The organism is Maridesulfovibrio sp. (genome assembly GCF_963666665.1).
GTDB lineage: Bacteria > Desulfobacterota > Desulfovibrionia > Desulfovibrionales > Desulfovibrionaceae > Maridesulfovibrio.
This window is the reverse complement of sequence record NZ_OY762999.1, coordinates 23,044-42,500: the sequence shown is the minus strand read 5'-3', so window position 1 is coordinate 42,500 and position 19,457 is coordinate 23,044. Positions and strand designations below refer to the sequence as shown.

The following is a 19,457-nucleotide window of genomic DNA, read 5'->3' as shown; positions in this document are numbered from 1 at the left end:
GTATGCTTCGCTCTGCCCCGAACTCATTAAGGTAGGATTCGTCCAGAATACCCGCTCTCCAAAATGTGTTCTAAAAATCGATCCGAAGCGCTTAGCTTTGAGTCTCAAACTTTCATTTATTTAATGATCTTAACACCTTGCTTTCACTCAGTGCGGAGAGGCAAATTATTCAAACTCGCCGTCCCTGTCAACCATTAATTTCGATGTTCTCTCAAAATATTTTTTCAATGATCTCAGTGCCTTGCTTTTGATCAGCGCGGATTGGGAAACTATGTAATCCCGTTTCGAAAGTCAACCGCTAATGTCCGGTCAGTCAAAAAAAATCTCAGCTGTGCTGCGCCCGTTCAGGGCCGTCATCAGCCGAGGAAAGACGTTCTATGGAAAACTACGCTTGGGGTCAAGCGCTTTTTGAATTATTGTGCTTATCCCGCAGATGCCGCGGGATAAGCACAATCTTAACAGCTTGAATTACTTCAAATAAGGATACTTACTTTCAAATCCCTTAAACTGTTTTTCCAAATTCCACTGCAGATCTGCTTTCGGACTTCCAGAAAGGAACTTATCGCACTCGTCCTTTACTCCAGAAGATTCACTGCACGCTTTCACCATATTACCATAGGCTCTATTCACCCATAGAGACCCACCATCCAAAAATGAGTACTCAAGGGAATTGCGAGCAGCTTCCTTCAACTGCTGATAAGTCAGCTTCTGATCCAAAACCGCCCGTACATATTCATCAGTTAAAGTCGAACGGGCTATACCCATATCATCTGAAGCCAAAACAACAGGCACTCCTGCTTTTAAATATGTCTGCAGCGGATGCTCCTTACCGCTGACTTTTAATATTGCATCATTACTGCCCAGCAGAATTTCGATGGCCATCTGTCTTTTCTTCATTTTTTTAACCAGACTTTCAGCCCCCTTTTCATAAGGGAGATCTACGGCATGACCAATTCTTCTCGCATTCACATCGTCAACAATCAAGCCAATATGGTTTGAAAGACCCTCCGGATTTGCCAAAGCCGGGGTCAGCTCTCCGGCATGTAAAGTAATCGGGACACTATGCCCCCACCGGGAATCAAAGAAACTTACCATCTTCATATGCAATTCATAGTCACGCATAGCAATAGGACCATCTTCCGGACCGACCAGATTTATTCCCACCACTCGTGAATCGCTAAGTGCAAGTTTGAAAGCAAAAGCCAACTGGGCAAATACACTGGCAGGATCATTACCTCTTGAAATCTGATTGATGTACTTAATATGCACTTTCTTTGCCGGATCTTTTCCCAGTATCCTGGACTTCTCTTTTTCAGCGCTATTAATATTTTCAACAACAGCCTCGATATCACCGTAAAGATCCGAATCTTCCAGATTCTTAAGAGACTCCGCGAAATTTCCGGTCCAAGCTTTATTCACAATCTTTTCATCACTTGATTTTGGACCATACATTGAAAGCATAACTTCCAGATATTGAACATGATCTCTATCTGCCTGCTTAGCGGCGTGAGCTAGCAACCTCCCCGTATTGTACTTAGCAACACCCATCTTTCCGAAAGCTCCAAAGAACTGATCATGCCCCCAAAGCTGGTTATCACGCCTATTTTCCCTGACTGACAACTCGCTTACCGCCATATTCCATATTTTAGCATTAGAGTATGCATCCTTGGCCGCAAGAGTTCCATCACCGCAAGGACCTGCTACAATTTTCCCGCTACTCTTTACGATACAGGCGTTATCCTCAGCCGCCCACTTTAGATAATCTTCAGCATACGGAATGCCGGACAAATGAGTATGCAGGTCCGCCCCCTTAGGCATTTCCGCGATTACCATTCGCAACTCAACCGGACTTAATGTTTGTAGATTATTATTTTGCAAACTTTGATCTTGCATGCCCGTGCGAGGAGCACAGGAAACAACTGCCAACAACGCACATATTAATATTATTTTTTTCATAATTACACTTAAAGCTCAGCTATACAAGAAAGTCAATATTTGACTAAACTACATATACAAAAAAAGGCCGCCCCAAGGGACGGCCTTTTTACTAATATGCGGATAGATCCTAGTGTGCAGCTGGAGCGGCGCCACCCTTGGGATGACAGCCAGCGCAGGAGATAGGACCCTTATCTTCTTTGACATGACATTTTGAGCAAAGCTGATGGTATGCATTGCGCAGATCGGTCTTACCTGCTTCAGCTTTAACAGCGTGGCAGTCAGCACACTTCTGGTCTTCGGAAGATTCGCCTTCTACGATCTTTCCATCTTCCCAGACATGGTGACAGGCAGCGCAATCTTCAATACCGGCCTTTTCATTGTGTGCATCATGTGCGAACACAGCAGCAGGCCTCTGATGCTTAGGGAAAGCCGAGTCCAGCAGGGAAGTTATATCTTCCTGACAGAACGCGGGAACCATGTAGAGCAAGACACAGGCGGCAATGACCGCAATAGAGAATACTCTTTTAATCATTGTAATCTTCCTCCTACTCCGGCTTTTCCATGAGTTCATAGATCAAGTCACCGAAGAACTTAATGTCCATGCCAAGCTCATAATAGTGAACGAGGTCTTCGAGTCCGCCGTGGCAGTTATGGCAGGGAGCGAGAATGGTGTTCACGCCGGTTGCTTTAAGCTGCTCAGCCTTGATCCTGTTACCCTTCATACGGACATTCTTGAACGGAGGACCGCAGTTGATAACACCACCACCAGCAGCACAGCAGTAGTTGTGCTCAAGGTTGGGGGTCATTTCAACCACGTTCTCACAAATAGCATGTGCAAGTTTGCGAGACTGTTCCATCAAACCTCGACCTCGAATGACGTTGCACGGGTCATGAATGGTAATCGGCTCTTTGAACTTTTCACGCAGTTTGATTTTCCCGGCTTCAAAAAGCTCCCAGAAAAACTCAATAGAGTGAACAACTTCAATAGGATACATTTCCCATGCATCCCAACGGTTACCCTGATCGTAGATGGAACGGAATGCGTGACCGCACTCACCCATGACAATGCGTTTACATTTAAGATTAAGGGCAGATTCGAAATGACGTTTCTTGAGACGACCCATCATTTCAAAGTCACCGGTAAACATACACATGTCGGAGTTATCCCAGCCCGGTTCGGTGGGCATGGTGAAATCTACACCGGCTTCGTTGAAGATATATGCAGCCTGATAGATAAGCTGGGTACGGAACTTGGGTTCCGGAGCGATAACGGAGTAGTAGATCTCCGCACCTTCTTTATCCAGCGGAATGCGCAGGTTGGGCATTTCATCACGTGCTTCATCTTCCTGCCACTGCAGGGTATCCGGCCATTCATCATCCTTGAGCCACATCTGGTTCATGGTTGCGGAATGGGAATGCGCAGTATCCTGAATGTACTGGGGAGTTACGCCGAGCTTGTGGCACATACGACGCACCATGCTCATAATGTAACCGGTATCAATACCGAGCGGACAAAAATGTACGCAGCGACGGCAGAGGTTACACTCGGTGTAAGCAATCTGCGCCATTTCGTAGATTTCATCTGCAGTAAGTTTGTAGTTCTTACGCAGAATTTTGCCCATAGTCTGATGAACTTTACCAGCGGGAGAATAGCTGGGGTCACCATCGTGGGACATATAATAATGGCAGGCTTCGGAACACATACCGCAACGCATGCAAGTCTCAGCATAGAGCTTGAGTTTTGCGCCGGTTTCTCCTTCTATAACCTGCTTGAGAGTATTTTCGATACGTTCCGGAGTCAGGCGGGAAACACCCCGCTCGAGTCCGGCGTCTTCGATTTTCCTGTCGAATGTCATTTTTCAGTACTCCTTGCGGGAATTGGTTACCAGTCCTTGCAGCGACGAACACCGCCGAACTCGGAACCCATGTAAGCTCTGGTGAACAGGCCGAACACTGCGTGACTCAAACGGGTGAAGGGAATGCTGATAAGCATGAGTTCACCACAGAGGATATGCAGAATGAGCATAACCTTGGCATCGCCGATTTCATGGTAGGCCATAACACCGGTCAGGAAAACGAGGGAAGGCACAGCAAGTGCAACCCAATCCTTACCTGTGGTCAGATAAGCAACGTCTTTCTGCAAAAAACGGCGTGCGCCGAAGTAGATGCAGCAGACAACAACCAGAATGGACATGATGTCAGCAACGGTGTCCGGGAGAGTCGGCCAACTGATGCCGAAAAACTGATCCCAGAGAACCACGTGTCCCAGCAGGAAGAGAGGCACAATGACAAGACAGATATGAAAGACAAAGGTCATCATCGCAGTCCAAGGATTGCGCTGCCAACCAAGGGTTCCGGTAGGATTCATCCATGCCATGATGGAACGGAAACCATACTTGAAGCTCATGTAATGCAAAGACGAACCGTCTTTTGCCTTAGCAAGCTGATACATGGAAACCAGTCTGTAAGCGGAACCGAGAACAAACACGCCCCAGGCGAACCAAGCCAGAGGGCCAACCACGAATGCATAAACACTGTTCATGTGTAATTCCTCCGGTTTTTAGAATTCGCTTACTTCGGCAACGATGCGTACAAATTTGCCGCCATCTATTGCACGAATGAGGACTTTGGAGCTGTCAGGGCTGAAAATGGGCTCCCAGCACTGATCAAAATCCTGAGCATAGGGCTTGCCGTCGAGAACAACGGTGTAGCGACCATTCTTTTCAACTTTGGCAGCAACTTTGCTGCTATCGGGGCTGAAAACAGGCTTCCAAGCCATCTGGTAAACACCGGGCCAGACTTTACCGTCACACATTACAGTGTAATCGTAGCCGTCCTTACCGAGCGCTGCTGCGCGGTTACCGTCAGGGCTGACAGCCATGTCGATAACAACAGGAGCAGTGATGGACCAAGGCTTACCATCAACAGCAACGGTAAAGCTGCCGAAGGAGGGAGCAACAATAGCCCAAAGTTTAGAACCGTCAGCGCAGAACTGCTGATGCCAGCAGTTGGCGAAGGTATTCTTCCAGATCAACTCGCCATCCTGAGCCATACCCCATTTTCCACCCAGACGAACAGGCGCTACGAGAGCACCGGTTGCGGGGTTGAAGCTGGGAGCCCAGACACACTGAAATTCACGCTGCCAGATCTTGCCATCGACTGCGATGGTGTAATCATAGAGAGTTTTTCTTACTTGGCAGGCAACTTTTTCACATTTGGCATCAAATACCGGTGTGTAGCAGTTTACGAAAACGTTGTCCCATGCAGTACCATTCACAGCAACAGTGAAAATTCCTTTCTGGAAAGTTTCAATGTCTGCCTGAGGCATGGACGTAACCTGAACCACCGCCGCAGTGGATTTTCCATCACTACCAACAGCAAAATCATTTGCATTTTCAAAAAAGTTCTCCCAGAGGACACCGTCCACGCCCATTCCGTATTCCATATCCTGCTGCACAGCACAGATTATAGAACCTTCAGGACCGAACGTAGTCTTCCAGATGTAGCCGTAATTTTCCGGCCAATGCTCACCGTCAACAGACAGAGTCCATTCGCCCATCTGCTGGGCAATACCTGTAAACCTGCCGTCAGGTGCGAATTTAGGGTAGAAAATCCTGTCGTATGCTTCTTCCCAAATCTCACCGTTGACGCAAGCAGTGAATTCCAGATCGCCTTTATTAACAACAGCACCGACTTTCTCTCCATCGGGGCTGGCATGGAATTCTTCCACCCACTCAAATTTATCAGACCAGGATCCAGTGTCCTGGACCTCTCGCCTACCGGGATTCCAATCCCACGTGGACGCATCAGGCATCTCACGCCTCCTCATTCCGAAGATCCGGTCTATCCGCCAATATTCCGAATCAGCTCGGTTTTCAGGGTGCAGCGCACCCTAGTTTTCTAACCAACAATAGTCCCGTCTTTGGTCGAAACAAACCTCGTCACACCAAGGCCGGAGACCCATACGGCCTTATATCTGCAAGTTAATTGGCACATTTTACAAAGTAGGACAATAGCATCTGAGGGGTTTGGGTATGAATTTTTTTCAAAATAAAACGAGCAACATCCTCCTCAAAAGGATGCCGCTCGTCCAAAAAAATCTTTTATTTAAGCATATTATAAAAGAATTTAATTTACAAAAAAAGCTAAAATCCCAAAAAAACTTTTAATTAACGTTTTGATTATGTCTACTTTAACAGTAGGACATATTACCTACCAAAGCAAGAGGTAATCATAGGTCCAGTTCATCAAATATGTAGTCATAATCTAACTCGGAATTGACCAGCCCAGCTCCATGATTGATCTTAATCATATCCCTAAGCTTGTAACTTTCCTGAATTGCTTCCATCTTCTTGGCTACGGCGTAAGTATCGTCACGCACAACAATAACTGGAATTTCAAGAACTTCTGAACGTGTCAGGATAATATCATTAGGATACAGATTACCGGTCAGGATAAGACAGGGACAATTACCTTCAAGGGCCACCAGTTGAACATCCGCCCTGTCCCCCCCCACAATGACAGCAGAATTCTTATGCCGCCTGAAATGGGTGATAAAGTTCTCTACCTGCATGGTACCGATAAGGAAATTCTCAACTACCCGATCAGCCTTGGTGTGGGCGGAGATGATCTTCCCGAAAAGCCTTTCGGCAAGGTCACTGACCTTAATGGCGCCCATGAGCGGATCACGGGGAATAATGCCCAGTACCTTCACTCCTTTCTTTTCCAGAAAAGGAACGATCAGTGAGGTCAGTTCATCCATGTAATGTTCAGGAACGTCATTAAACACAACTCCTAGGAAATCGTCCCCAAGTTCCTTATGGACCCGGAGCACGTAATCGTAATGAAGCTCACTGCTGTAGCGGTCCACCAGAATGGTCTTTGCGCCGAGGGCACGGGAAACATCCGGCCCGCTCACCCCGCAGTAAGTTCCGGAACTGAGATAGCTTCCGGAGCCGCCAAGGATCATGACATCCTTGTCCCTGCTGAGTTCTTCATATGATTCTACAATAGATGGCATGAGATCACCCATGTCTTCGGAAAAAGCCTTGATGGTAAAATCACGGGTGACCAGAACAGGAGTCACCTTGGCCGGGTCCTGCTCCAACCCCAGCACCTGCTGGATAAAAGCCGCATCCGCATCTCCGGGGGTATCACCGTCCATATGGGGAACAGCTCCCACAGGCTTCATGTAACCTACATTAAATCCGCTGTTACGAAATTTAAGCCCCAGCGACATGGCCAGAAGGTTCTTGCCGGAATATCCGGTAGTGGAACCTATATATATACTTACCATCTATGCCTCCTTATTCGCGCTCATCCGGCCGGTTGCCCGCATCTGCGGAGATGTCGACAACAGTCATCCGGGCATCGGCAACCAGAGCCTCGTCCGAGCTGACAAGCACAGGATTGAATTCTGCTTCGTAAATTTCAGGAAAATCATTCGCAAGGCATGACATCCTGATCAAAACATCAGTAATCGCCTCGAAGTCAACGGGCTCGCCCCCCTTGACTCCTTTCAATAACATATAGGAACGGATCTCACGGACCATCTCTCCAGCCTCCTCCACAGAAAGAGGAGCAAGACGAAACGAGATATCCTTCAAAATCTCAACATAAACCCCGCCGAGTCCGAACATAAGCAAAGGGCCGAACTGCTTATCCCGGCGAAACCCGACAATAACCTCACGGGACTGGGGAGAAGCCATCTGCTGCACAAGACAACCGGCAATAAACACATCCGGACGCAAACGCTGTGTACGGGCGGTGATATCCCAGAAGGCTGCCTTAACTTCCTCTGCGGAATTCAGTCCTACACGGACTCCGTCCACATCGGACTTATGCGAAATCTCCGGGGAAGCAATCTTGAGCACAACCGGATACCCGAGCTGCTCGGCAATCGCCACAGCTTCATCACCGGAGCGGGCAAGATCGGACTCCGGCGTCGGTAATCCGTAAGCGGTAACAATATCCCGGGCTTGGAATTCAACCAGCTCGGAACGACCGGACCGTAATGCGTTGTCTACAACCGCACGGGCAGCATCAACGTCATGTTCCGGTGTGATATAAGTACGCGGGGGACGGCCTTTCCAGACAGCATATTTATGCATGCAGTCCATTGCACGGACAGCCTGCTTGGGAAAGTCATATACCGGAACTCCGGCTTCTGCAAAAATTTCACGGGCCTCGGCGCTGTTCTTGCGTCCCATAAGACAACAGAAAACAGGCTTGCTCACTTCACCCATGCCCTCAACAACAGCTTTGGCAACTTCCGTGAAATCAAGATTAACCGTGGGAGCGATAATTACCAGCAGGCTGTTCACAGCCGGATCATGGCCCACAATGCGCACAGCCCGGGCATAACTTTCTGCATCAGCATCCCCGAGAAGATCAACAGGGTTGTAAAGCGATGCGTACCCCGGAAGCATGCGCTGCAATTCCCCAATCGTCGAAGGCGAAAAAGTGGGCATGCGCATAACCGATTCACCACAGGCGTCAGCCGCAAGGATACCGGGTCCACCAGCATTGGTCACAATGCCAAGGTTCGGTCCTAACGGCAATTCCTGAACTGAAAAAGCCTTGGCAAGATTGAAAAGTTCATCAAGCTTTTCCACCCGGATAACACCAGACTGGCGAAAAGCCGCATCGCAGGCTTTATCCGATCCGGCCATTGCTCCGGTATGCGATGACGCGGCTCTGGCCCCTGCGGGGGTAGTACCGGCCTTCATCATCAGTATCGGTTTTTTCATGGAGACCTTAGCCGCCTGCGCCATGAATTCCCGGCCATTTTCAATATTCTCCACATATCCGAGAATAACCTTTGTTTCAGGGTCATTACCGAGATATTCGATCATGGAAGCTTCATTGATAACAGCTTTATTACCAAGGCTGATAAATTTCGAAAAGCCGACCTTCTCTCCCAAAGCCCAATCAAGAACAGCTACGCAAAGCGCACCGGACTGCGAGAAAAAGCCCATACTTCCGGGAAGCGGATTGCCGGTGGCAAAGGATGCATTGACCCCGCCTCTGGAATTGATCACGCCGAGACAGTTGGGGCCAAGCAGATTCACACCGTGCTTTTCAGCAAGTTCCGCAAGCTGAACTTCAAGCAACCAGCCTTCATGGTCCACTTCCTTGAATCCTGCGGTGATAACCACCACAGAACGGACTCCAAGTTCAAGCAGTTCCTTGAATACCCCAAGAACAAAATCTCGGGGAACAGCCACAACAGCTAAATCAACAGGAGTGCCGATATCAGAATTTTTTTTATATGCGGAAATACCGTGAATATCACCGCCTCGCGGGTTTACCGGATAAATCCGCCCGCTATACCCGGCACTCAGCAGGTTAGACAGAATGGTGTTTCCAATTTTTCCGGAAACAGATGAAGCGCCTACAACGGCGATTGATGACGGAGTGAACAGACTATCCAAACTATCTCCCGACTTCTCCCCAAACGTGTGAGGGAAAACAATTAGTTCTCAAGCAAATAAATTGTAAAAAAAATGTAACATGAAAACATGCTGCTAACAGAATTTTCCTGTTAACAGCCTCATAAATGTTAAACATAGTCCGAGTATGGCAATCATGGCAAGCAGCTATACAGCTGTGGAAAATTTATGTACCCCCTTATAATTATCCGCAAAGAAATCCATCAGTCAAAGTATTCCAACTATAAACGCCACATTTATATGATATTTTTTATCACCACGCACTTAATCTCCGCAAAAAGTTCTTAACAAGCTGAGATATTGCTCTTTTATCACGTTTAGTGATAAACGTATCAGAAGGTCGGAATTTAAAACTATTTTGCATTAATGATTTATCAATGCTGTCATTTTGAGGTGGGTCAGCTATGAATGCTATGAATGACTCCAAGTTAATCGAAGAGAGCTTCTGTTCCATTACGGAAGCTGTCTTTAAAATACTTCCTAAAAACAATCTTCCTTTCAGCCTGTACAGGATGAATTCATCCAATGGAAGATTCACGCCCATTACAATCCCCGGCAAGCCCATCATCTCCGCTGACAAGCAAGCCATTTCAGAGGATTGCCAACGAGGGCTCATATTTATTAAATTCACGGACATAGGCACGTGCAAACCTATTTTCATGCACCATTTGCCTACAGTTATCGATGACATTTCCCATTCCATCCCGGAACATGAACTGGCAAGCCTGCTTTTGGATGGGCTGAAAAGAAGTGCTGAAAAAATTTATACCGACTCCATAAAATTGAATTTCAAGGAATTCAGCAACACACTGAACGCTGTAGGAGAGCTGCTTCACGAAAAGCCGGATTTACTTTGGCTTATGATCCCCATGCTTGATCCCCAGCATTCGCTGGTTAACAAAGCACTTTCCAACGGTGTAATCGGCGCGGCAGTCCTGCTGCATGCCCGCGAAGTAAAGCCGGATGTTAAAATTTTCATTGATGCGCTCTTCGCTCTTTTTCTCTGCGATATAGGCATGTCCAGCCTGCCTGAATTTGTGCTCGGAAAAGAGTTTTGCCTTTCGCTGGATGAACAGAAACGTATCCGCCAGCACCCGATCGGCTCAGTGGAAGTTCTGAGCTTGACCAGCAGTCTGAGCAAGACTTCCTTGCGTGCAATTCTTGAACATCACGAAAGGATGGACGGTTCCGGTTACCCCAGAGGAGTTACCAACGAAAGCCTTTCGTGGCTCGGCAAACTCTGCGGGGCGGTGGATTCATACGTGGCAATGACCATGGGCCGGCCGGGCAAGAAAAGCATGCCCACAGTGACTGCGTTAAAAATCCTGTACAGTGAATCCACGCAATACGATCCGAATATTATCTACGCCTTGGAAAAAGTAACCTATCGTGATTAAGACCGGATTAAGAACAGTAATTTATGTACTCCCAAAAAAATCCCGCCCAATTTTATCTGGGCGGGATTTTTAATCAATAATCTTCAGGCTTATGCTCACATTTTGTAACCGGATAGTGCTCGGTGACTCCGTCAGCACGCAAATCCTCATCAGTCCGGCGTAATACCTTGCGGATAAACAACCGGGCATCCTCAAAAATCAGATAAAATGCCGGAACCAGCAGCAGGGTAATACCGGTAGCGAAAAGAATACCGAAGCCCAATGATACAGCCATGGGAATCAGAAACTTGGCCTGCCTAGAAGTTTCAAGAATCATGGGCGCCAGTCCGCCGAAGGTGGTCAGGGTGGTCAGCATGATGGGCCTAAAACGGGCGGTCCCCGCCTCCAGTACCGCATCATAAGCGCAATGCCCTTTCCGCCGCTGAATGTTAACGTAATCAATGAAGACCAGCGAATCGTTGACTACAACCCCGCTCAAAGCCACGATACCGAACAGGCTCATGAGGCTCAAACTGTAGCCCAGCAGGGCATGCCCGATAACAGCGCCGACAATGCCGAAAGGAATACAGAGCATGACAATCAGCGGCTGGAAGTAGCTGCGGAAAGGAATCGCCAGCAGAGCATAAATCACCATCATGGCCATAAGCAGGCCGGAGATCAGGCTCTCTGTACTTTCCTGCATATCAGCCTGCTTGCCTTCAAGGGAATATCCCAATCCGGGATAATCAGCCTTCAGCTGCGGAATGACATTAGCTACAACATCAGCCAGAACCTGCGAAGTTTCCTTACGCGGATTAACGTCAGCCTCTACCGAAATGACCCGCCTTCCGTTACGGCGGTCAATAGAGGTGTAAGCCCTGCCGTCCTTGATTTTTACAACCTCGCGCAAAGGAACATCAATTCCGTCGGGAGTACGGATCATCAACTCTTCAAAATCATATTTGGAAGCACGTTCCTTTTCAGGCAGCCGGACCATAACCTTGATTTCATTTCGGCCACGCTGCTGCCGCAGGACCTCGGCCCCATAATAGGAAGCACGAATCTGATTGGCTACATTGCGGGAAGTCAAACCCAGGCTTCGTCCTGCGGGCAGGAGTTCAAAGTCCAGCTGTCTTTTGCCCGGTGAAAAACCGGAATCAATATCCTTAACCTTGGGATACTCACTCAATGCCTGTGCGAGATCAGCTGAAGCCTTTTTGAGCACTTCAATATCACTATGGCTCAACTCGATTTCAAGAGAACTTCCGGAACCGGGACCTCCGCGGTCAGACTCAAAGAGGACCGACTCAGCTCCGGGTATAGGGCCCAAATTTCTCCGCCACTGGTTAACAAATTCATCAGTATGAATAGGCCTTGTGTCGGCATCGGTCAGGAAGACCTGCACCTTGAGCACATGACTGCCGCTGGTGCTCCGCCTGCCGGCACCGCCGATTTTAGCATAAATACCTCCAACCAGCTGATCCCCGCCATTTTCCTCAGCCACCTTTTCAGCGGCAAGAACGGCCTTATCCAATACCTTCTGGGTAACTTCCTTGGCTGTGCCGTAGGGCAGGTCAATTGTCAGGTAGGCATAGTCGGATTCAATCTTCGGAAACATGGTGAATCCCAACCTGCCGCTCTTGATATAAGCGAAGGAAAGAATCAAACATGCTGCCCCAAGGGCTACGGTAAGGTAACGAAGAGTAACCGCACGATCCAGAAAAGGCCTGTAGACCTTATGCACAAAACGGAGCAAACCATGGGAAATCATCTGCTGATAATGAAGAATGGCCCCCATGATCTTACCCGGCTTACGCTCGCTGCCATGCCCAAGATGGGCGGGAAGAACAAAAAGGGACTCTACCAGTGAAATAAAAAAGACACTGCAGACAACCAGCGGGATAACCTTAAAGATTTTCCCCATGACTCCGGGCACGAAAAACATGGGCATAAAGGCGACAATGTTGGTAAGAACACTGAAGGTAACCGGCATGGCAATCTGCTTGGCCCCTTCACAAGCCGCTTCAATCCAGTTCATGCCCTGCTGGCGCATGGTATAAACGTTTTCACCTACAACAATGGCATCATCCACAACAATACCGAGTGAAATAATGAAAGCGAACATGGAAATCATGTTGATGCTGGCTCCGGCCGGCGAAAGGATCAGCATGCCGCCCAGAAAAGAAATGGGAATCCCCATGGAAACCCAGAAAGCCAGACGAGGTTCAAGAAATAAAGCAAGAAAGACAAAGACCAGCCCAAGACCCATGTAGGCGTTGCGTAAAAGAAGGTCCATGCGCTGGCGGTAAATATCAGAGCTGTCGTTACGCACTGCCACATGCACACCGGCAGGCAGACTCTGGTTAAATGCTTCAAGCTGCTCATGCACCGCATCAGAGACCCCGATGGGGGTCTGGTCGCCGATGCGGTAAACCTCAACACGCACCGCAGGCTTACCGTCAAATGTGGTTACGATGTCATCGTTCTGAAAATCCTCTTTAACCTCGGCAATGTCTTCCAACAAAACCTGAGTACCGTCATCTCCGGTGACAATGGGAACCCGCGCAAATTCACGGGCATAATCACGGCGTTCCTTGAACCGGACGAGGATTTCACCGCCCTCGGTCTTAATGCCGCCGCCGGGAAGCTCTACTGATGTCTTGGCAAGGGAATCCGCTACATCAGAGAGGGTCAGACCATAAGCCCGAAGTTTCTCCTGCGGAATCTCAATGCTAATCTGCAATCCACTGACTTCAGCAAGCTCCACCTGAGTAATCCCGGGATCACCGATCAGTTCTTCACGCAGGCGCTCGGCAACCTTGCGCAAGGAAAGTTCATCCGTATCTCCGTATACCATGAGCGAAAGAACCCCGCGCTGTCGCGAAACAACGCTGATAACCGGATCCTCGGCTTCCTCCGGAAAGGAAGTGATTCGGTCCACTTCACTCTTGATATCCTGACTGAGCTTTTGCAGATCATAACCTTCAATGGCTTCTGCTACAATTGATGCACTGCCTTCTGCAGCGGTACTGGAAACCTCCTTGACCCCGTCAAGGCCGATAATTGCTTCTTCAACAGCCAGAACGATTCCCTGTTCCACTTCTTCGGGGCTGGCTCCGCTGTAGCTGACCTGCACGGTAACCGTATCCATTGTGAATTCAGGGAAAATCTCCTGCTTGATATTGAAGCCCATAACCAAGCCGCCGACCAGCAGGATAATCATCAGCAGGTTGGAGGCTACCGGGTTCCCGGCCATCCATGCAATAGGGCCTGTTTTTTTATTTTGCTCAGCCATTGCTATCCACCTTCTTTTTCATGGAACCGGAACCATTCTCGCGCAGTTTCATATTCTGCAGCGGAGCGGAGATATCGGTAACAACAAGCTTTTCACCGCCGGACACTCCAGTATCAAGATAGACGTAATCCTGATCGCGCCAAATCGGGTCAACGGTCCTGATATCAAGCAGGCCGTCTTCGTTCATTACCCAGATAGTGTTGTTGTCACGGAAAGCGGTCCTCGGAATGGCAATAACTTTTTCCAGCATGCCGGAATCAATGTAAACGTTCACGTAACTACCCAGCAACAGAGGCCGAACTTCACCGCCTTTCAAATTTAAAGGATCTTTCACGGAAACAATTATCCGGGCCATGCGTCCCTTGGATTCCAAAGAAGGCAGGAGACGAAGGACTTCCCCTTCCCGCTCCACGGCATTCTTGCCGCTGCCCATGCGAACACGGGCCTTGGAACCTTTGAAGCCGTTTTCCGCCGAGGGGATATCAATGCTTCCCAGACGGTCCACGGGAACGGACACAATAACCCAGAATTCATCAGTACCTACGACTGAAGCAATGGTTTCGCTAAGACTGAGGTGAGCTCCAAGGTCAGCACTCTTGCTGACAATCATACAGGAGAAAGGCGCTGTTACGCGGGTACGGGCAAGATCGATACGGGCCTGCTTAAGTTTTGCCTGAGCCGAAGTTAGATCAGCCTGAGCCTTTTGCAGATGGGGTTTACGCAGAGCCAGCTCAGCTTCCTGCATGGTTCCGCCTGAAGATTTTTTAAGCAGTTTCCATTCACGTCCGGCCACACGCTGTTGCCCGCTTTCGAGCTTGAGATTGTATTCAGCCTCAGTGACCACAGCTTCCTGCTGCTTGACTGCCAATTCATAATCAAGAGGGTCTATGCGCAGGACTTCCGCACCTTTTTCAAAATATCCACCGGGAATAAAAGCATCACTGACAGATATGACCTTACCGGAAACCTGCGGTTCAAGATTAATTTCCCGTGCGGCTTCAACTGTTCCCATAACCGGGGTCGAAACCCTGAAATCATTAACCTCCAGCACACTTACGTTAACCAGCGGTGCGGAGACCACCGGGGCTTTCTTCTTAGCCACAGGCTTGGTGGCGAGAAGAACCTTGGCACCGATCACGGCCATGACCACAATGAACAAAGGAAGGATTCCCTTAAGACCGATCTGCTTGATGTAATAAAAAATTTTCTTAGCCATATCTAAATTCCCTCCTGCGCAGGAACGGATTGTTTTTCAAGTTTATCAGCGGCAGCAACTGCAGCTTCGTCATCTGCTTCCGGTTTTAGCTCTGCTCCGTCTTCAAGGGTATTTGTCCATGTCCCGCCGAGCGCGCGGTACAGGCCCACGCGATAGCTGAGCAGATCAGCCTCGTCCTGAGCAATGTTGATTTCAAGGTCATGCACGCTGACCAAGGCACTGAGCACCGGAAGGTAATCCTCAAGCCCCTGCAGATACCGGGAGCCGGCTTCTTGGAGATTGAGCTTTGCTGCTTCAAGCTGGTTTTTGCGGGCTTCAATGTATTCATGCTGCCACTTTTCCTGCACCAGCGAATCCTGCACTTCCTTAAATGCGGTGAAAACTGTGTCCTTATAGTTAAGCATACGCTCATCAACTACAGCCCGAGTGCGCTCAACTTCAGCCTTGCGCTGGTAGCCGTCAAAAATCGGTCCGGTTATGGATGAAGTCAGGGTGGTCAACCAGCCGGAAAAAATATTGGCAAGCTGAGCACTGGAAAGCATGGCTTCCGCCGAAAGAGTCATGGAAGGCAAACGGTCGGCCCTTGCGGCACTTACAGCCCAGTCTGAGGATTGCAGATTCAAACCTGCAGCACGCACATCCGGGCGCATGGAAAGCAGGTCAAGGGGAATACCCAGCCCCGGAAGGTTAGGAAGATCAGGAAAATCGGCGGTGGCAACATCAATAGCCCCGGCTGGACGTCCCAACAGGTAGGCAAGTTCGTGCAGCTTTAACTGTTCCTGAGATTCCACCGGGGGAATCAGGGCCTTGGTCCGGGCGACAGTCTCGCGCTGCTGAAATACATCAAGTGCTGTGGAAAGGGAGTTACGGAAGCGGAGTTCGATCAGTTCAAGATACGTTTCGTTGGTTTCAAGCTGTTTCTGATAGATTGCTTTTTTCTTGCGCTGCAACTGGATTTCCAGCCAGCGTTTGACAACTTCGGATGCAACCGTCATTGCCGCGGAATTCACATTTTCGCGGGAGGAAAGGTAATCAAGCTCACCGGAAGCAGCCTCGGCTTCAATTTTCCCCCAAAGATCTAATTCATATGATGCGGCCAGACCTAATTTATGAGAGTCAGTGGAAGTTGACCCCTTGGAACCTTCGGTACCGTCATTGCCGGAGCGGGAATTCGTGTAGGTTCCCTTACCATCCAGCTTGGGATAAAGGTCGGCCCGGGATTTAACTGCTGTAGCCCGCAACTGGCGAAGCTTTGCCCACGCTATCCGCACATCGAAGTTGGCATTGATGCCTTCTTCCACCAGACGGTTAAGCTCTTCATTATGAAAGCTCTCCCACCATTTACCCAATTCACGCGGTTCACTTGAATATAGTTCGTATTGCGGAGGAACACCCAAAGTAAGATTTGGACGCGGCTCCGGCCTGAACGGAGAACACGCTGAAAGCCCGAAAAGGGCCAGCATGCATATCGCTGTTAATTTCAACTTGAATGAGGACATATATTTTCTCCATTGCTTTCCATTTTTCATTTTAATACATCCAAGCAAGGAAAAGAGTATTAGTATGATGCTAAAAGTTGTAAACAAATGTAAAAATATCCCCCATCCCCTTCCACCTGCGGGCGGACACGGGTAACCTGAAAATATGGAACAACAATATCCCGTACTCATAGTTGATGATGATGCCAAACTCAGGGCACTGCTGACCCAGTATCTTGAAGGATACGGTTATGAAGTCAGCACCCTTCCTTCCGGGGAGGGAATCATTGAAGAAGTTAAAAATTCTTCACCTGCAATCGTAATCCTCGACATCATGATGCCCGGCAAGGATGGCCTTGAAGTGCTGCGCGACCTGCGCCCCCACTCAAATGTCCCGGTAATTATGCTTACCGCCAAGGGAGAAGATACCGACCGCATTGTCGGCCTTGAACTGGGTGCTGACGATTATATTTCCAAACCGTTCAATCCCCGGGAGCTGCTGGCCCGCATCAAGGCTGTACTGCGCAGGGCAAAGGCACCGAAAAATAACAGCACCCCCAATTCAGGACAGATCAATGTGGCCGGGGTTGTTCTTCATCTGGCACACCAGAAACTCGAAATTGAAGGAGATGCCCTTGAACTCTCTTCCACTGAATTCAAACTGCTCAAGGCATTAATGGATAATCCGGGACATCCCATGACCAGAGACGACCTGATGACCTCTGTCTGGGGTAAGGATTTCAACGCCTTTGATCGCAGCATTGACGTGCATATCAGTAAGTTACGCGCTCTTTTCAAGCCTTACCCGGATCATGAATCGCGCATAAAAACTGTCTGGGGAACCGGATACATGTTTGTGAGCGAATAATGAAGATAAGCCGTACTTACCTCAAAATATTTCTTTCCTTCATGCTGGTGCTGGTAGTTTCCGAACTAGTCATCTTCGGCCTGCTGCACATGTCGTGGGAAAAAAGCCCCCGTGTCCAGCACATGGAACGGCAACTTTTCACCGTAAAAAACCTTGCAGAGATGGAACTGGGAGGAACTCATACTTCACCTGAATATGAAAAAAAGATCCTAACTCCCCTGCTCAAAACTTTAAGTAAATCAATAAAGGCGGATGTCTGGATAACCGGCCCATATGGAGAAATAGTAGCTTCATCCACCCCGATAATTCCGGACATGAGCGACTATACAACCGGGGATGCCGCAAAATCTGCTGACGGCGCATACGTATATAAAAAGCGCAATGAAGGCATTAAAAGTGTATACGGTATCTACACAGGGAAACTACCTATGGGCTACCCCTTCACTTACCACCTTTACCACTCCATTCCCAAATTTGATGAAGAAAGCTGGTTCCTGCGGGCGCAGGTAATTTTGACTATTATCGCTGCCATTTTCCTTATCCCGGTCGCAAGACGCGTGATTCGACCTTTGAAAGAACTCACTGCTTCTGCTGCAAAAATGGGCAGCGGAGATCTTAAACAGCGCGTAGAGATCAAGGGAAAGGATGAAGTGGCTGAGCTTGGCAAAGCCTTCAACCACATGGCCGAAGGGCTGGACAAAATGGTCAAATCCAGCCGGGAACTGACCGCCAATGTCTCCCACGAACTGCGCAGTCCGCTTGCCCGCATGCGCATCTCTCTGGAAATGCTGAAAGAACGTATTGAAACAGGAAACACTTCCGGCTGCGATACATTCATAGACGGCATGCAGTCGGAAATCACCCACATGGACGAACTCATCGGCAAGATAATTGAATTTTCTAAACTGGAAATGCATGAAACTCCGGCCATGACCGAGACAGTCAACCTGAAGGAGCTTATTTCCGACCTTCTTGAACAATATCAATGCGTTGCTGAACGCAGCAATTTGAATGTGCAAGCTGAACTTGCTGAAGTTAAACTTTCCAATTGCAACCGCAACGGCATCGGTATCGTAATGGATAATATTCTCGGCAACGCCTTCAAATACACAGAGTCTCGAGGAAAAGTAGTGATACATTTATCCGGAGATAAGACAGGAGTGCGTATTTCAGTAACCAATACCCATGCCCCGCTCCCGGAAGAAGATCTGGAAGAAATATTCAATCCCTTCCACCGCCTTAAGGGGCAGGAAATCCCCGGTTCCGGTCTGGGCCTTGCCGCGACACGGAGGATTTTGCGCATTCATAATGGAGAAATTCGGGCAGAAAATAGTGAAGACGGATTCAAAATTGTAATCACTGTTCCTGTAAAAGAAAGCTAACAAACTATAACGCGAGAAGATCAAATGAGCATCACCCTGAGCTTCGAACTTAAAAATATTGATTGGCAAAAGGTATCAGAAATATTTGAAAAAGCACCTCTCGGCACCAGAGAACCGGAAAAACTGTCCCGGGCAGCAGCAAACAGTGAACTGGTCTGTTTTGCCAAGGAAGGCAATGAGTTCGTAGGCTTCGCCCGCGCCATCAGTGATGGTGAATTCCAAGCCGCAATCTACGACCTCTGTATCCTCCCGGAATACCAATCCCACGGACTCGGTAAGAAAATGATGACTGCCATGATGGAAAAACTGGAATCAGTCAGCGTCATCCTCTACGCTGTCCCGGGCAAAGAGGGATTTTACGAAAAACTCGGCTTCAAGCCCATGCTCACTGCCATGGGCTGCTTCAAGGATGAGGCCGGAATGATTGAGCGGGGGTACTTGGAGGGGTAAAAC

Annotated in this window: 14 protein-coding genes; 4 read left to right on the top strand and 10 right to left on the bottom strand. The window is 48.7% G+C overall.

Going from position 1 to position 19,457, the window contains the following annotated elements:
- Window positions 1-468: 468 nt before the first annotated feature.
- From ACKU40_RS00175 to ACKU40_RS00145, 7 genes are all read right to left on the bottom strand, one after another.
- The gene (locus tag ACKU40_RS00175) at window positions 469-1,956 is read right to left on the bottom strand and encodes an adenosine deaminase (protein WP_320174529.1); all 1,488 of its coding nucleotides are present in this window, start codon (window positions 1,954-1,956) and stop codon (window positions 469-471) included.
- Window positions 1,957-2,065: 109 nt separating this feature from the next.
- Window positions 2,066-2,470: an acidic tetraheme cytochrome c3 TmcA gene (tmcA, locus tag ACKU40_RS00170; protein ID WP_320174528.1), complete on the bottom strand. Its 405-nt coding sequence runs from the start codon at window positions 2,468-2,470 to the stop codon at window positions 2,066-2,068.
- A gap of 13 nt (window positions 2,471-2,483) precedes the next feature.
- Window positions 2,484-3,794, bottom strand: a complete 1,311-nt coding sequence (gene tmcB, locus ACKU40_RS00165) for an electron transfer complex ferredoxin TmcB (RefSeq protein WP_320174527.1) — start codon at window positions 3,792-3,794, stop codon at window positions 2,484-2,486.
- Between the two features lie 26 nt (window positions 3,795-3,820).
- Window positions 3,821-4,480 (bottom strand): TmcC family electron transfer complex membrane anchor subunit, encoded by a 660-nt coding sequence (gene tmcC / locus ACKU40_RS00160; protein WP_320174526.1) that lies wholly within the window; start codon window positions 4,478-4,480, stop codon window positions 3,821-3,823.
- Window positions 4,481-4,498: 18 nt separating this feature from the next.
- On the bottom strand, window positions 4,499-5,752 hold the full coding sequence (gene tmcD, locus ACKU40_RS00155; RefSeq protein WP_320174525.1) for an electron transfer complex subunit TmcD: 1,254 nt from the start codon (window positions 5,750-5,752) through the stop codon (window positions 4,499-4,501).
- A 417-nt stretch (window positions 5,753-6,169) separates the two neighbouring features.
- Window positions 6,170-7,234, bottom strand: coding sequence for a DRTGG domain-containing protein (locus ACKU40_RS00150; RefSeq protein WP_320174524.1), 1,065 nt, complete (start codon window positions 7,232-7,234; stop codon window positions 6,170-6,172).
- A 10-nt stretch (window positions 7,235-7,244) separates the two neighbouring features.
- Window positions 7,245-9,371 (bottom strand): acetate--CoA ligase family protein, encoded by a 2,127-nt coding sequence (locus ACKU40_RS00145; protein ID WP_320174523.1) that lies wholly within the window; start codon window positions 9,369-9,371, stop codon window positions 7,245-7,247.
- Between the two features lie 422 nt (window positions 9,372-9,793).
- Here ACKU40_RS00145 and ACKU40_RS00140 point away from each other — a divergent pair, with 422 nt between their 5' ends.
- Window positions 9,794-10,786, top strand: a complete 993-nt coding sequence (locus ACKU40_RS00140) for an HD domain-containing phosphohydrolase (RefSeq protein ID WP_320174522.1) — start codon at window positions 9,794-9,796, stop codon at window positions 10,784-10,786.
- Window positions 10,787-10,859: 73 nt separating this feature from the next.
- Here the strand turns inward: ACKU40_RS00140 and ACKU40_RS00135 are convergent, their stop codons facing one another.
- The 3 genes from ACKU40_RS00135 to ACKU40_RS00125 are packed head-to-tail and all read right to left on the bottom strand — an operon-like array spanning window position 10,860 to window position 16,775.
- Entirely contained in the window at window positions 10,860-14,060 is a 3,201-nt protein-coding gene (locus ACKU40_RS00135) for an efflux RND transporter permease subunit (protein ID WP_320174521.1), read from the bottom strand.
- The gene (locus tag ACKU40_RS00130) at window positions 14,053-15,276 is read right to left on the bottom strand and encodes an efflux RND transporter periplasmic adaptor subunit (RefSeq protein ID WP_320174520.1); all 1,224 of its coding nucleotides are present in this window, start codon (window positions 15,274-15,276) and stop codon (window positions 14,053-14,055) included. The genes ACKU40_RS00135 and ACKU40_RS00130 overlap by 8 nt, the downstream gene beginning before the upstream one ends.
- A gap of 2 nt (window positions 15,277-15,278) precedes the next feature.
- Window positions 15,279-16,775, bottom strand: a complete 1,497-nt coding sequence (locus tag ACKU40_RS00125; RefSeq protein ID WP_320174519.1) for an efflux transporter outer membrane subunit — start codon at window positions 16,773-16,775, stop codon at window positions 15,279-15,281.
- Window positions 16,776-16,920: 145 nt separating this feature from the next.
- On the opposite strand from ACKU40_RS00125, the gene ACKU40_RS00120 reads away from it, so the two are divergent.
- The 3 genes from ACKU40_RS00120 to ACKU40_RS00110 are packed head-to-tail and all read left to right on the top strand — an operon-like array spanning window position 16,921 to window position 19,454.
- A complete protein-coding gene (locus ACKU40_RS00120) occupies window positions 16,921-17,622 on the top strand; it encodes a response regulator transcription factor (protein ID WP_320174518.1) in 702 nt (233 codons plus the stop codon).
- Complete coding sequence (locus ACKU40_RS00115) at window positions 17,622-19,004, top strand: HAMP domain-containing sensor histidine kinase (protein WP_320174517.1); 1,383 nt, start codon at window positions 17,622-17,624, stop codon at window positions 19,002-19,004. The genes ACKU40_RS00120 and ACKU40_RS00115 overlap by 1 nt, the downstream gene beginning before the upstream one ends.
- Window positions 19,005-19,028: 24 nt before the next feature.
- Window positions 19,029-19,454 (top strand): GNAT family N-acetyltransferase, encoded by a 426-nt coding sequence (locus tag ACKU40_RS00110; RefSeq protein WP_320174516.1) that lies wholly within the window; start codon window positions 19,029-19,031, stop codon window positions 19,452-19,454.
- The last annotated feature ends 3 nt before the right edge of the window (window positions 19,455-19,457 follow it).